General features: G+C 74.4%; 14 protein-coding genes. 3 read left to right on the plus strand and 11 right to left on the minus strand.

Translation table 11 applies throughout. The annotated features are described in order from the left end of the window. The first annotated feature begins 7 nt into the window (after positions 1-7). Positions 8-763, plus strand: a complete 756-nt coding sequence (locus tag ACIRST_RS11220) for a hypothetical protein (protein WP_402801771.1) — start codon at positions 8-10, stop codon at positions 761-763. Between the two features lie 127 nt (positions 764-890). On the opposite strand, the gene ACIRST_RS11225 is transcribed toward ACIRST_RS11220, so the two are convergent. The 3 genes from ACIRST_RS11225 to ACIRST_RS11235 all read right to left on the minus strand — a co-directional run bounded on the left by ACIRST_RS11225 (position 891) and on the right by ACIRST_RS11235 (position 3,364). Next, positions 891-1,658: a peptidyl-tRNA hydrolase gene (locus ACIRST_RS11225; protein ID WP_402801774.1), complete on the minus strand. Its 768-nt coding sequence runs from the start codon at positions 1,656-1,658 to the stop codon at positions 891-893. 108 nt (positions 1,659-1,766) lie between these two features. Continuing rightward, positions 1,767-2,291, minus strand: a complete 525-nt coding sequence (locus ACIRST_RS11230; protein ID WP_402801776.1) for a hypothetical protein — start codon at positions 2,289-2,291, stop codon at positions 1,767-1,769. A gap of 143 nt (positions 2,292-2,434) precedes the next feature. Next, positions 2,435-3,364, minus strand: a complete 930-nt coding sequence (locus tag ACIRST_RS11235; protein ID WP_350519013.1) for a hypothetical protein — start codon at positions 3,362-3,364, stop codon at positions 2,435-2,437. A gap of 124 nt (positions 3,365-3,488) precedes the next feature. Here ACIRST_RS11235 and ACIRST_RS11240 point away from each other — a divergent pair, with 124 nt between their 5' ends. Further along, positions 3,489-3,860 carry a YbjQ family protein gene (locus ACIRST_RS11240; RefSeq protein WP_350519014.1) on the plus strand — a complete coding sequence of 124 codons (372 nt, stop codon included), beginning with the start codon at positions 3,489-3,491 and terminating at the stop codon, positions 3,858-3,860. A gap of 261 nt (positions 3,861-4,121) precedes the next feature. Further along, entirely contained in the window at positions 4,122-5,207 is a 1,086-nt protein-coding gene (locus ACIRST_RS11245) for an NAD(P)-binding domain-containing protein (protein ID WP_402801779.1), read from the plus strand. A 163-nt stretch (positions 5,208-5,370) separates the two neighbouring features. Here ACIRST_RS11245 and paaE read toward each other — a convergent pair whose 3' ends face one another. The 8 genes from paaE to ACIRST_RS11285 all read right to left on the minus strand — a co-directional run bounded on the left by paaE (position 5,371) and on the right by ACIRST_RS11285 (position 14,293). Continuing rightward, positions 5,371-6,516, minus strand: a complete 1,146-nt coding sequence (gene paaE / locus ACIRST_RS11250) for a 1,2-phenylacetyl-CoA epoxidase subunit PaaE (RefSeq protein ID WP_402801781.1) — start codon at positions 6,514-6,516, stop codon at positions 5,371-5,373. After that, a complete protein-coding gene (gene paaD, locus ACIRST_RS11255) occupies positions 6,517-7,038 on the minus strand; it encodes a 1,2-phenylacetyl-CoA epoxidase subunit PaaD (protein ID WP_402802166.1) in 522 nt (173 codons plus the stop codon). 149 nt (positions 7,039-7,187) lie between these two features. After that, a complete protein-coding gene (gene paaC, locus ACIRST_RS11260) occupies positions 7,188-8,162 on the minus strand; it encodes a 1,2-phenylacetyl-CoA epoxidase subunit PaaC (protein ID WP_402801784.1) in 975 nt (324 codons plus the stop codon). A 13-nt stretch (positions 8,163-8,175) separates the two neighbouring features. Next, entirely contained in the window at positions 8,176-8,505 is a 330-nt protein-coding gene (gene paaB / locus ACIRST_RS11265) for a 1,2-phenylacetyl-CoA epoxidase subunit PaaB (RefSeq protein WP_350519018.1), read from the minus strand. Further along, positions 8,502-9,557: a 1,2-phenylacetyl-CoA epoxidase subunit PaaA gene (gene paaA, locus ACIRST_RS11270; RefSeq protein ID WP_402802167.1), complete on the minus strand. Its 1,056-nt coding sequence runs from the start codon at positions 9,555-9,557 to the stop codon at positions 8,502-8,504. The genes paaB and paaA overlap by 4 nt, the downstream gene beginning before the upstream one ends. 307 nt (positions 9,558-9,864) lie before the next feature. Then, positions 9,865-11,316: a M20 family metallopeptidase gene (locus ACIRST_RS11275; protein ID WP_402801786.1), complete on the minus strand. Its 1,452-nt coding sequence runs from the start codon at positions 11,314-11,316 to the stop codon at positions 9,865-9,867. 872 nt (positions 11,317-12,188) lie between these two features. Next, the gene (locus tag ACIRST_RS11280) at positions 12,189-12,848 is read right to left on the minus strand and encodes a response regulator (RefSeq protein ID WP_402801789.1); all 660 of its coding nucleotides are present in this window, start codon (positions 12,846-12,848) and stop codon (positions 12,189-12,191) included. After that, entirely contained in the window at positions 12,845-14,293 is a 1,449-nt protein-coding gene (locus tag ACIRST_RS11285) for a sensor histidine kinase (RefSeq protein ID WP_402801791.1), read from the minus strand. Before ACIRST_RS11285 ends, ACIRST_RS11280 begins: the two co-directional genes overlap by 4 nt. Positions 14,294-14,329 lie beyond the last annotated feature (36 nt).

The raw sequence follows: 14,329 nt of genomic DNA on the forward strand, positions 1-14,329 counted from the left end.
GATGGGCATGAACCCCGGACCGACCGCCAACGCCCTGCGCGCCGAACGGATCAAGTTCACCACCCTGCCCTCGCAGTGGGCGGCTCCGCTGGTGGCTCTGGTGCTGACCGTCGGCATCACCGCGGCGGTCAACGCCGCCTACGGGGTGAAGGACCACACCCCCGGCGAGGACCCGGCCGGCGGGATCCACTACGGGCTGCTGTTCGGCCACGTCGCCGTGGCCTGCTTCGGAATCCTGCTGATCGGGCAGGAGTTCAACACCCGCATGATCGGCGGCTCGCTCACCGCCGTCCCCCGCCGCGCCCGGCTGTACGGCGCCAAGCTCGCGATCGGCGCGGGGCTCGGCCTGCTGCTCGGGCTGGTCTCGACGGCGGGCTCGTTCCTGGCCGTCGACGCCACCGTCGGCCTGGACCTCTCCACCCCGGGCCTGACCCGCAGCTTCCTGGCCGGTGTGCTCTACCACCCGATGATGGTGCTGATCTGCCTCGGACTGACCACGATGCTGGGCAACCTCAGCGCCGCGCTCGGCCTGTTGACCCCGATGGTCTTCCTCGGCACCACCTGGCTGGCCGCCATTCCGGGCGTCCGCGAGGTCGGCCAGTTCCTGCCCGATCGGGCCGGCCTGTACGCGATGCGCACCCAGCCGGAGCCTGGCGTCCACTACGGGTACTGGACCGGGCTGCTGATCATGGCGCTCTGGACCGCCCTGGCGGTGTACGGAGGCCTGCGGGCACTGCGCCGGTACGAGGCCTCGGGCGGGTAGCCCGCGCGGCAGCCGCCGGCGGACGGATGACAGGTTTCAGGTGACAGGTGGCAGCGAACAGATAACAGCGAACAGATGACAGATTTCGAAATCTGTCATCTGTTCGCTGTTTGCAGGAACGCCGCACTCACCGCAGCGCCGGATGCTCCGCGATCACCGTGCAGCTGCCCGGGGCGATCTCGGTGAAGCCGGCGTCCCGGACCACCGGCAGCCCGCTGTGGACGAGCTCCTCCCACCGCTCCGGCCCGGCCGTGCGCACCGCCAGCGCGAAGCCGGACTCGGCCCACTCCTTGCGCTGCGCCTCGTCCAGCCGCCACCACGCGAGCTGCGCGGCGTGGCCGGTCTGCGCCATCGTCTTGCCCGCGCTCATCTCCAGCTCCGGGTTGAGCCACAGCACCGGCAGTCCCACCTTGGGCACACCGACCTCGGCCGTCTCCTCCAGGTCCGTCCCGGAGACCTGCAGCTTGGCGAGCTCCTTGGGCCAGCCGTCCAGCGGAACCGGCGGGAACACCCGCACCTCCGCCTCCCGCCCCCGCACGGTGACGCCCGGCAGCTCGCCCGCCCGACGCCACTCCCCGCCCCGGGCCCGCCGGACCACCTTGCGGATCCGGGCGTCCTCCCAGGCCGCGACCCGCTCGGCCCACTCGCCGTCCGCCGCGGTCACCCGCGGGTCGGCCAGCAGGGTGAGCACCGCACGGGCCGAGGTCTCCAGCGCGTCCGTCCGCCCCGGCGGCGTGGCCCGCTCCACCCGGACGACCAGCGGCAGCACGTACTGCGGGCGCGCGTCACGCTCCTCCGGGGCCGGGGAGTCGCCCGAGCCCGGGTCGACGGGCGAGGGCGGGGTGGAGGAGGTGGGCGAGGACGCGGCGGCCGGGGCATCGAACGGAGAAGTCACCCGTCCAGCATGCCAGCCCTGCTCGGCCCGGCCCGGCCCACCCCGTCGACTCCGGCCCGGCCGCCCGCTCGGCCTCGCCCGACCCGCACAGCCCTGCCGGACCCCTGGTCAGCGCAGCCGCTGCCGCAGCTCGTCCACGGCGGCCCTGATACCCGCGCTGTAGACGTCCTCGGGCAGCGCGTCCAGGCTGCGCACCGCCCGCTCCAACTGCTCGCGGGCGAGGTCGGGCTCGCCGAGCTTGAGGTGGTCCGAGGCCAGGTTGAGGTGCAGTGAGGGATAGAAGGCGCGGACCTGGAGGGCCGGTTCGTAGGTCTGGGCGCGCTCGGCGGTCAACGAGTCGGCGGCGGCCAGCGCCCGCCGGTCCCACTCCAGCTCGGCCCTCGGATCGTCCTGCAGATCGGCCAGATAGTGCGCCAGCACGCAGCGGTGGAAGACGTCCTGCTCCCCCAGCTCGCCCCAGAGCGCCTCGAAGCCGGCCCGCGCCTCGGCCGTCCGACCGCGCTGCGCCGCCCGCACACCGTCCAGGCCGAGCGCGATCCGGTCCAGCGCCGACTCGTCCCCACCGACCGGAGACTCGTCCGCCCGACCGGAACCCTCCGGGGGCACATCGCGCATACCAGACACATCGGACATGCCCGCAGCCTAGCCGCCCGTCCACCGGCCCGCGCCGCCCGGCCGAGAACCCCGACCGGCAGCCCTCGACCGACGACCCCCGACTGACAGCCTCGGCCTGGCCCCTGCCCCGGCCTCAGCCGGGCCCCGGCCCGGACGCCGGGTCAGCGCCGGTAGCCGCGCTGCGGGTCCCGCTCCTCCGCGTCCTCGTACATCAGGAACCAGCCCTCCGGGTGCGTGGCCGCCAGCAGCACCTCGGTCCGCTGTTCCGCGCCGAGCTCCGGGTCGCCGTCGTCGGGCCCGTAGACGCCGAACAGTTCGTCGTTGCAGCCGTCCCAGTCGTAGTCGTAGAGGTCGGCCGGCAGGTCGCCCATCATGTCGGCCACCGACTCGGGCTGGGCGCCGAGCAGCGCCCTGGCGTCCACCAGCGCCATCCGCAGCGCGATCTCCTCGGCGAGGCAGCGCGGCAGCGGCCACTCGCCGAGCGCGAGGTCGTCGGCCAGGTCGTCGAAGGCCCGGGCCATCGCGCGGCGCCAGCCCCGGTGCATCCGCCAGGTGCGCTGGGGCAGCCGGGCGAAGACCGTCCAGTCGATGTCCTCGCCGTCGGCGACCGCCTCGTCCCCGTGCTCGTCGAGGTCGTCGTAGGCGGCGTCGGCCAGGCCGAGCAGCTGGGCGTGGAGCAGGCAGGCGGTGCGCGGGGTGAGCGTCCAGTCCGCGCCCGCGCCGCCGTCCTCGTCGTCGCCGTCCAGCGGGAACAGCTCGGCGAAGTCCGGCGTGAAGTCCTCGGTCACGCTGATCTCCAGTGTGCCGCCCATCGCCTCGACCCCGGGGATGGCGGCCACCAGCCGGTCCGGGTGCAACAGCGCGCCGAGCGCCGCGTTGGCGTCCTCGGCGACCTCGCGCAGCAGCTCACGGCGCTGGCCCGCCGGGTCGATACCCTCGAAGTCCAGCTCCTCGACGGCCCTGATCGCGGCCGCGCGCAACGCCGGCCAGTCGGTGATCCGCAGGCCCAGCACCACCGTCGCCTCGATCTCCTGCGCGCCGGAATCCTCCGCCGCGCCCGGCCCCTGTGGATGATCGCTTCGCTCGCCCATGGGGCTACGGTACGGCCTTTCGGCCGCCCGATCACCGGTGCGGACCAGCTTCCGGAAGCCTTCTCGGCCACCTACCGGCCCGGCCTCTGTCACCCGGACACCCGACATGGGCAGGATGACTCCCATGGCTGACATCAACGAGTACGGCGGCGGGCAGGGCCCGAACGCCGATGTCCTGGTCGTAACCACCAATGACGTCCCCGGATTCCGCGTCGATCACGTGATCGGCGAGGTCTTCGGACTGACCGTGCGCAGCCGCCACGTCGGCAGCCAGATCGGTGCCGGACTGAAGTCACTGGTCGGCGGGGAGCTGCGCGGTCTGACGAAGACCCTGGTCGAGAGCCGCAACGAGGCGATGCAGCGGCTGGTGGAGCAGACCAGGGCGCGCGGCGGCAATGCCGTCCTGATGATGCGCTTCGACGTGACGGCGGCCGCGGACGTCGGCACCGAGGTCTGCGCCTATGGCACCGCCGCCGTGATCTCCCCGACCAGCTGACGCCCAGGGCTCCGCCCATGGGAACAGCGGGGCCGGCGAAGGCAGCGGGGCCAGCGGAAGCAGCGCGAACCACGGCAACGGCGGGAACAGGCGCCGGGCCCCCGATGTTTCACGGGCGTGACTGTTTACGGTGCAACGATCTCGGGCGCAGCTGCCTCGGCTGCAGAGGCCGATGGCGCTACGACCGCAAGCGCGACGGCCGGCCTCGCTACGGACGGAAGCGCGACGTTCGGAAGCGCGACGGACGGCACGCCGCAGCGCGTGGACGTCCTGGTGGTGGGCGCGGGGCAGGCGGGACTGTCCGCCGCCTACCACCTGCGCCGCCGCGGCTTCGCCCCGTACCGGCCCGGCACCGAGGGCGGTTTCGTCGTGCTCGATGCCAACGCCGAGCCCGGCGGCGCCTGGGCGCACCGCTCGCCGTCCCTGCGGATGGCCACCGTGCACGGCTTCCACGACCTCCCGGACGCAGAACTCCCGCCGGTCGACCCCGAGAGCCCCGCGCGCGCCGTGGTGCCGGGGTACTTCGCGGCGTACGAGGCGCGGCACGCGCTCCCGGTCGTACGCCCGGTCGCGGTGCGCGCCGTACGCGCCGAGTCCGAGCGTCCCGACTCCCGGCTGCGGGTGGAGACCGACCGCGGCACCTGGTCCACCCGCGCGCTGATCAACGCCTCCGGCACCTGGACCCGCCCCTTCCTCCCGCACTACCCGGGCCACTACGCCGGCCCGCAACTCCACTACGCCGACTACCGCGGGCCCGAGGCGTTCGCAGGCAAGCGCGTCCTGGTGGTGGGCGGCGGCGCCTCGGCGATCCAGGTGCTCTCCGAGGTGGCGGCGGTCGGCGAGACGGTCTGGGTCACCCGCTCCGAACCCGTCTACCACGACGGGCCGTTCACTCCCGAGTACGGGCGCGCGGTGGTCGCCATGGTGGAGGAGCGGGTCCGGCAGGGCCTGCCGGTGCGCAGCGTGGTGAGCGTGACCGGGCTCGGCCCGTCCGTCGCCTACCGCCGCGCCGAGGAACTGGGCGCGCTGCACCGGAGGCCGATGTTCGACCGCCTCACCGAGCACGGGGTCGCCTGGGGCGACGAGGAGCTGGCGGTGGACGCGATCGTCTGGGCCACCGGCTTCCGGCCCGAGGTCGGGCACCTCGCCCCGCTCGGACTGCGCTCCCCGGGCGGCGGCATCGCGCTCACCGGCACCCGCGCCACCGCCGATCCACGCGTCCACCTGGTCGGATACGGCCCGTCCGCCAGCACCGTCGGTGCCAACCGGGCCGGGCGCGCGGCCGTCAATGACCTGGTCAAGCTGCTCGGCGACCCGGCCCGGCAGCCCGCCCCGGCGGCAGTCTGACGGCGCCCTGATCGCCCACGGCCGCCTCGACCGCCCCTGGCCGCCCCTGGCCACCCCGACCGCACTCAACCGTTCGCGACCGCACGCGGCCGCGCTCAACCGCAGGCCGCCGCCGGACCACGCACCGGATGGGCGCGGCCCCGGCGGCCCCGGCGGCCCCGGCTCAGCGGTCGTAGTCGACCGTCACCCGGTCGGTGAGCGGGCGGGCCTGGCAGGTGAGGACGTAGCCGGCAGCCAGTTCCTTCTCCTCCAGGGCGAAGTTGCGGCGCATCTCCACCTCGCCCTCGGTCACCAGGGCGCGGCAGGTGCCACAGACCCCGCCCTTGCAGGCGAACGGCAGATCGGGGCGGGAGCGCTGGGCGCCGTCCAGGATCGTGCGGTCGCGCGGGAGGGAGAGGGTGCTGCCGCGGCCGTCGAGGACGACGGTGACCTCGCTGCGCACCCCACCGGGCTCGGCGTCGGACCCGGCGTCCGCCCTGTCCCAGTCCTCGTCGCGCTCCGGAAGCGGCTCGTCCTCCGCATGGAACAGCTCCTGGTGCACCCGCTCGCCCGGGACGTCCAGCTCGGCGAGCAGCTCCTTCGCCCCGGTGACCATGCCGAACGGGCCGCACAGCCACCAGTGCCCGACGCCGTCGACGTCCACCAGCGCCGCCAGCAGCGCCCGCACCCGCTCCGGGTCCAGGCGGCCGCTGAGCAGCTCGGCGTCCCTGGTCTCCCGGGAGAGCACGTGGACCAGCTGGAAGCGGCCGAGGTAGCGGTCCTTCAGGTCGGCCAGCTCGTCCGCGAACATCACGGTGTCGCTGCGCCGGTTGCCGTAGAGCAGGGTGACGGTGGAGCGGCGGTCGGCGGCCAGCACGGAGCCGGCGATCGACAGCATCGGGGTGATGCCGGAGCCCGCAGCGAGCAGCACGTGGTCGGCGGGGACGCCGAGTTCGGGGGTGAAGAGGCCCGACGGCGTCAGCACCTCCACCTCCTCGCCGGGCCGCGCCTCGCGCACCAGCCAGCGCGAGAACAGTCCGCCCGGCACCTCCCGGACGGCGATCCGCAGCGGGCCGCCGACGGGGGCGCAGATCGAGTACGAGCGGCGCTCGTCCGCGCCGTCCACCAGCTTGCGGAGCGTGAGGGTCTGCCCGGGGCGGAAGGCGAACTCCTCCGCCAGCTCGTCCGGCACCTCGAAGGTCACCGCCACGGCGTCCTCGCAGAGCCGCTCCACCCGGTCGATCCGCAGCCGGTGGAAGGTGGGGCGGCGGGCCGGGCGGATGCCGGTCGCCCGGGTGTCGGCGGCGGCGGACGGGACGGCGGCGGGCATTCAGATCTCCTTGACGCGTTCGAAGGGCTCCCGGCAGGCGCGGCAGCGCCAGAGCGCCTTGCAGGCGGTGGAGCCGAAGCGGGACAGCTCCTCCGTCTCCGTTCCGCCGCACTGCGGGCACGGCACGGGGGGCGCGGCGGTGACCGCTCCGGCGCCCGTACGGGTCGGGCCGAGGGCGAGCGCGACCGGTCCGGCCGCGGCGACGGCGGACGTCGGACGCGGCGGGGCGATGCCCGCCTCGGCGAGCTTGCGGCGGCCCTCGGCGGTGATCAGGTCGGTGGACCACGGCGGGTCCAGCCGCAGCCGCACCCGGACGTCCGGGTAGCCGGCCGCGCGCAGCCGACGGTCCACGTCGCCGGCCATCTCGGCGACGGCGGGACAGCCCGAGTAGGTCGGGGTCAGCCAGGCCGTGACCGCACCGGTGGCGTCGTCCACCTCGACGTCGGCGAGGACGCCGAGGTCCGCCAGGGTGAGCATGGGCAGCTCCGGGTCCGGGACGGCCGCGGCGACCGCCCGGGCCAGGTCGCGGGTGGTGCCCGCGACCCCGGTACCCGTCGCACCGGTCCTGACAGTCGTGCCGGTCGGACCGGTCAGGCCGGTCAGGCCGGTCGTGCCGGTCACGCAGGTCGTGCCGGTCACGCAGGTCGTGCCGGTCGTGCCGATGGCTCCCGTCACCACGTCGCCCCCGGGTGTGCGCGGGCCACCACCTGCAGTTCGGCGAGCAGCGGGCCGAGGGCCTCGGTGTGCACGCCGTCGCGGCCGGCCAGGCCGAGGACGGTGGCCAGCGGCGCCACGTCCGGCACGGTCAGCCCGGCCTCGGCGAGCACGGCGGCGAGCGAGCGCAGCACCGGTTCGCGCAGGGTCGCCGGGTCGACGCCCACCCGCAGCTCCACCGGGTGGGCCGTGAACAGCTCCTCCAGCAGCGGCCAGACGGCGTCCAGCCCGGCCTGCATCCGCTCGGCGGAGTACGGCGTTCCGTCGCCCAGCCGCAGCGTCCAGGCGGTGGCGTACTCACGGTGGTACGCCAGCTCCTTGACGCCCCGGGCGGCCACCGCCGCGAGCACCGGGTCGGGGTGCGCGCTCAGCGCCTCGTACAGGGCGCCGCGGGCGGTGGCGAAGAGCAGCAGCCGGGCGATCGAGTGCGCGAAGTCGCCGTTCGGCGTCTCCACCAGCCGGACGTTGCGGAACTCGTGCTCCTCGCGCCAGTACGCCAGGTCGTCCTCGCTGCGGCCGGTCCCGTCCGCCTGGCCGGCCCGGGTCAGCAGCAGGCGGGACTGGCCGAGCAGGTCGAGGCCCAGGTTGGCGAGCGCGACCTCCTCCTCCAGCTCGGGCGCCCGGGTGCACCACTCGATCAGCCGCTGGGAGAGGATCAGGGCGTCGTCGCCGAGCATCTGGCAGTAGGCGGCCAGGTCCGCGCCGTCCGTCCCGGCGGGCAGGGTGGTGTCCACGCCGAGCAGCGGGTCGGCGAAGCCCGTCCCGTACGCCCAGCGGCCCTCGCCCTCGGGGCCGGGGGTCGCCTCGGCAAGGCTGAGGTAGACGTGGTCGTCGTGGCCGTCATGACTGCCGTGGCCGTCGTGTCTGTCGTGGCCGGTGCCGGTCGGGGTGCCGGTCGCGGTGTGCCCCGGTGCGGCGGTGTGGTCCTGCATGGCGGTTCCCCCGTCAGATGTGCGGGACATCCTCGGGGATGTCGTAGAACGTCGGGTGGCGGTAGACCTTGTCGCCGCTGGGCTCGAAGAAGGGGTCGCGCTCGTCCGGGGTGGAGGCGGTGATCGCGTCCGAGCGGACCACCCAGAGGCTGACGCCCTCGTTGCGGCGGGTGTAGAGGTCGCGGGCGGCGAGCAGGGCCATCCGGTCGTCGGCGGCGTGCAGCGAGCCCACGTGGACGTGGTTCAGGCCGCGCCGGGGACGCACGAACACCTCGTACAGCGGCCAGCCGGCCTTGGACCCGGTCGTGGGCGCGGCCTCGGACTCGGCCTTGGGCTCGGTCACTTTCCGTTCTCCTGTTCGGTGGCGTGCTGTCCGGCGCCGTCAGGCGCGGCGACGTGCTGTTCGGCGGGCTGTTCCGCGGTGAGCTGTTCCGCGGTGAGCTGTTCCGCGGTGAGCTGTTCCGCGGTGGGCTGTTCCGCGGCGCGCTTGGCGGCGTAGGCGACGGCGGCCTCGCGGACCCAGGCGCCCTCCTCGTGGGCGGCGCGGCGGCGGTCGATCCGCTGGGCGTTGCAGGGGCCCTGGCCGCGGATGACCCGGTTCAGCTCGGACCAGTCCGGCTCGCCGAAGTCCCAGCCGCCGCGCTCCTCGTTCCGGCGCAGCTCGGGGTCGGGGAGCGTGACGCCCAGGTGCTCGGCCTGCGGGACGGTCATGTCGACGAAGCGTTGGCGCAGGTCGTCGTTGGTGTGGCGCTTGATCCGCCAGGCCATCGAGCGCGCGGTGTTCGGCGAGTCCGCGTCCGAGGGGCCGAACATCATCAGCGACGGCCACCACCAGCGGTCCACGGCGTCCTGGACCATCCGGCGTTGGGCCTCGGTGCCGCGCATCAGCGTCATCAGGAGCTCGTAGCCCTGGCGCTGGTGGAAGGACTCCTCCTTGCAGATCCGCACCATCGCACGGGCGTACGGACCGTAGCTGCAGCGGCAGAGCGGCACCTGGTTGCAGATCGCCGCGCCGTCCACCAGCCAGCCGATCACACCGACGTCGGCGAAGGTGAGGGTCGGGTAGTTGAAGATCGAGGAGTACTTCTGGCGGCCGGAGATCAGCTTCTCGGTGAGCTCGGCGCGGTCGACGCCGAGGGTCTCGGCGGCGGCGTAGAGGTAGAGGCCGTGGCCGGCCTCGTCCTGGGCCTTGGCGAGCAGGATGGCCTTGCGGCGCAGCGACGGGGCCCGGGTGAGCCAGTTGCCCTCGGGCTGCATGCCGATGATCTCGGAGTGGGCGTGCTGGGCGATCTGGCGGATCAGGGTGGCCCGGTAGGCGTCGGGCATCCAGTCCCTGGGCTCGATCCGTTGCTCGGCGGCGACGACCGCCTCGAACCGGTCCTCCGGCTCCTGCACGGGGACCGCCTCGGCCACCTCTGCTGTCACCACGGTCCCCTCTCGTGTCCTGCGCCGTCGGCCCGCCCGGAACTCGGACACCAACCGACTGACCGTTCGGTCGGTACCATTCTGCGCGGCGGGGCGGAGGGATGGCAAGGCACGAAACAGATAACAGCTGACAGATTTCGAAATCTGTCAGCTGTTATCTGTTACCTGCTACCCGTCACGCGGTTCCCGTGACCTGGTGCTCGTCACCTGCGACCCGCTCGCCGACGGCCGCGCTCCGCCACTCCGGCCACGCTCCGCCCTCCACTTCCCCGTCCGCTCACCCCTCCGCGCGATCACGCAGTCGCGGCAGCGGTACGGCGAGCAGCGCCGCCAGCAGGGCGATCCGGGGGGCGATCTGGTCCAGCCGGATGTGCTCGTGCCGGGCGTGGGCCCCGGCACCCACCGCGCCGAAGCCGTCCAGGGTCGGCAGCCCGCGAGATCCCGGCAGGTTGGTGTCGCCGGCCCCGCCCGCCGGAGCGCCGTCCAGCTGCTGCCCGAGCACCGCGGCGAGCGAACGCACGTGCCGCAGCAGCGGGTTGCCGGTCCGCTCGGGCCACGCCGGACGGCTGGACAGCACCTCCGTCCGGACCCGGGCACCCGGGCGCAGCGCGGTGAGCCGGGCGAGGTGGTCGAGCGTGCGGCGCTGCGCCTCGGCGGTGGAGAACCGCAGGCCCAGTTCGGCCTCGGCCCGGCCCGCGACCACGTTGGCACGCGAACCACCGCTGATCCGACCGGCGTTGAGCTCTGTACCGGGCTGGACCGCGAGGCCGCGGACGAGCACGAGCTGGTCCACCAGCTCGTCGACCGCCGACACCCCGTCGTGGGCGTCGTTGCCCGCGTGCGCCTCGCGACCGGTCACGGTGAGCCGGACCCTGGTGCTGCCGCGCCGCGCGGTCTTCAACCGACCGTCCGGGTGCGGCGGTTCCAGGCCCAGCACCGCTGCGGCTCCCCGCAGTTGGCGTTCGACCAGGCGGCGCCCGTCCGGGCTGCCGACCTCCTCGTCGGAGACCACCACCAGGCGCACGGTCCGGTGCGGCCGCTCGCCCAGGTCCGCGAGCAGCGCCAACGCGCCCTCCAGGATGGCGAGTCCGCCCTTCATGTCGACCACGCCGGGGCCGGTGAGCCGACCGTCCTGCTCGGCGACGGGCCAGTCCGCCAGCGTGCCGACCGGCCAGACGGTGTCGTGGTGGCCGACGATCAGCAAGTGCGGCAGGGACTCGTCCCGACCCTCCCACTCCAGGACGAGGTGGTCACCGGCCGGACCGGGTTCGCGGCGGGCGGTCGCACCGGTGGCGCGGAAGCCGGCCGCCAACTCCTCGGCGAGGGCGTCGAGTCGGGGTGCGTCCCCGCTGGGTGACTCGATCCGGGCCAGGTCCGCGCAACGACGTCGGACGGCGCCGGCGAGCGTACGGGCGCGGGTGCTGAGCGCCTGCGGCAGACCGGGCAGCGCCGCCGTGACCGGGACGTTGGCGGCGGGGGTCGCGGGGGCGGCGGAGGCTGCAGCGGCCGGGTTCGCAGTGGCAGCAGTGGCCGGGTTTGCAGCGGCCGATGCCGGGGGTGCGACGGCTGTGACGGTCACGGCGGTGGCACTGGCTGCCGCCACAACTGCGGCTGTGGCGGCAGCGGCGAGGGCTTCGCCGTCGGCAGCGGCCGGAACGGGGAGCTGGTTGCTGTCGGGTTCCGCGGCGGCCTCCGGTGCGGCGGGCGGCCCGACGATCTGGGGACTCAACGCTCGCCTCCGCGGCCGCCGCCGGTATTCAGCGGTCGGGCCGGCCGACCGCCCCCGCCCGGGTACCCGGCCCGGCCGGAACGCACCGTTCTGCCCGTATGGTCGGCGGCCCGCCGGAACGGCCCGTCTGGCCCAAGTGCGGTGGAACGGCTGGGCGGCGTGCTTGGCATTGCGTCCTCCTCGCTCGATCCGGTGGCCCCGGTCCGCCCGGAGCCCCGTGGACGGCGGCCTCCTCACGGCGGCACGGTGGCCGGGCCGTCGCAGGGAAGCCGAGATGTGAGCCTAGAAGAACCGTTCGGTTTCCTGCGAGGTGGCCCTGCTCCCAGCGTGCCGGTTCCGGGCCCAGCCTCGGACACCCGTCGGGGAACGGCGGCGGGCGCACGGCGCGCGGGCCTGGATCGGCGCGCGGGCGCGGTCGCCGGATCGCGCCCATCTCCACCATGGACCCGCCGCCCGAGTTCGGCAGCGCAAACCGCCAAGGCACGGCATTTCCACGCCGGATGGGTGACAGCGGCTCAGCATGCGGTACGAACCGGGAGCACGCGACGGCTCAGGGAAGCCCGCCCGGCCTCCCGGCCCGACTCCACGGGAACGTCCGGGGAACACCCGCGTGAACACCGGCCGATGCGGTGCCCCGACGAGCCCCGCCGTGCGCCGCCACCGAGTGCCACGAACACCGCGAACGCCCATGAGCGCCATGAATGCCATGAATGCCATGAATGCCATGAACGACGCGAACAATCATGAGCACCATGAAAGCCGTGAACGTCATGAAAGCCATGAACACCGTGCATGGTCGCGAATGCCACGAACGCCACCGGGCACCGCACCGCCGCCGTGCCCAACCGCTCCGGACCGCGCGGCCGCCGCCCTCAGGTGCCGTCCCCGACCAGCCCGGCATCGCGTGCCAGCAGCGCGGCCTGGACCCGGTTGCCGACGCCGAGCCCGGTCAGGATCCGGCTGACGTGCGCCTTGACGGTGCTCTCGCGCATCCCCAGGACGCCCGCGATCTCGGCGTTGGAGAGCCCGTCGGCGAGTTCGCGCAGTACGTCGGTCTCGCGCGGGGTGAGGCCGGCGACCCGGCTGCGGGCGGCGACCGACCGGGGAGCGCCGACGCGGTGGTAGCGGTCGATCAGGCGTCGCGCGGCCGTCGGGTGCAGCATCCCCTGGCCGCCGGCCACGACGTGCACGGCCCGGGCGATCTCGGCGGGCGGAGTGTCCTTGAGCAGGAAGCCGTCGGCCCCGGCGGCGAGCGCTTGGTACACGTACTCGTCCAGGTCGAAGGTGGTGAGTGCGATGACCCGGGGGGCGTCGGGCAGTTCGCGCAGGCGACGGGTGGCGGCGATGCCGTCGAGCCGGGGCATCCGGATGTCCATCAACGCCACGTCGATCCGCCGGCTCCCGGCGAGTTCGACGGCCTGGAGTCCGTCGGCGGCCTCGGCGACCACGGTGAGCGCCGGGTCCTGGGCGAGCAGATCGACCAGGCCGAGGCGGACCAGGGCGTCGTCGTCGACCACCATCGTTCGGATCATGCGGTCCCCTTCGGCTGCTGCGTCGGTTGCCGGAGCTGTTCGGACTGCGCTCGCTGCTCGAACCGCGTCGGCAACCACGGCCGGTTCGGTCGGTCCCACGAGTGCGGTTGGTCCGGCGGGTCCGGCGGGTCCGACAGGTTCGTCGGGTTCGACGGGTTCGGGTCCGGGAGCGAACCGTCGATACGGGCGGGAGCCGGTTCGGGAGCCGCTTCGGGCACCGGTTCGGGCACCGTCTGCGGCAGGCCGCCCGACGTGGGTGACCGGCTGGGCAGGCGGGCGGAGAGCCGGAAGCCGCCCTCCCCGTCCGGGCCCGCGTCGAGCTGACCGCCGAGCGCGGCGACCCGCTCGCCCAGCCCCACCAGGCCGTACCCGCCGCCGCTCCCCGGACCGTCCGGTGGCACCCCGCCGGGGCCGTTGCGGACCTCGACGACGGTGGCCGGCTCCCCGTAGCCGACCCGGACGGTGACCGACGCGGCGGGCGCGTGCTTGCGGGCGTTGGTCAGGGCCTCCTGGACCAGCCGGTGCACGGCCAGCCGGTGGGTGGTCGGGACGGACTCCGGGTCTCCGGCCAGGGCCAGTTCGACCTGCTGCCCGGCCTGGGTCGCCTCGCCGACGAGCTCGGTGAGGTCACGCAGGGCCGGCCCCGGGACGGACGCGGCCGTGCTCGGCGGCGCGGGCCCGTCCCCGGCGGCGGGCCGGGCCGGAGGGTCGGCGCGCAGCGCTCCCAGGACGTCGCGCAGGTCGTCGAGCGAGCGGGCAGCGGTGGTGCGCAGCAGTTCGAGCCGGTCGGCGAGCCGGTCCGGGTCGGCCGCGACGGTCCCGGCCCTGGACTGGTCGCGCAGCACTCCGGCGTGCAGCACCAGCAGGCTGAGACGGTGGGCCAGCACGTCGTGCATCTCCCGGGAGATCCGGGCGCGTTCGGCGGCCCGGGCCTGTCCGGCGCGCAGCTCGCGCTCGCGGCGCAACGCGTCGACCTGCTCGTGCAGGGTACGGATCAGCACCCGCCTGCCGTGCAGCCACAGCCCGACCGCCAAGGTGGCGGCCTGGAAGAGGAGTTGGGAGCCGAACGCACCGGCCCAGCCGGCCGGTGAGTCCGCGTCGAACGCGCTGACCACGGCGATGACCACGCCCCCGACCGACGCCGGCCCCGTCCGGCCGAGGTAGGCGAGGTGGAAGACGCTGAACATGCCGGGGAAGGCCCGGTCGAACAGCCCTGCGGTGAGCACCGGCAGGACGGCGGAGGCGACCGGGTGGCGGCGGGCGAAGAGGAGGGAGAGCGAGGCCAGCGCGGCCACGACCGTACGCGGTACGCGCAGCGGGCCGTCCGCGCTCAGCCACTGGACCAGGGCCTCCTCGACGGTCAGGGCGAGCAGGCCGAGCAGCAGCGACGTCTCGATCCAGGGCCGTTGGTCCGGGCCGTACCAGCCGAGCGGACTCCTGCGCATCGGGCTTCCCCCTTCCTCGTTCCGACGTCCTGCCGG

The organism is Kitasatospora sp. NPDC101447 (genome assembly GCF_044767225.1).
GTDB lineage: Bacteria > Actinomycetota > Actinomycetes > Streptomycetales > Streptomycetaceae > Kitasatospora.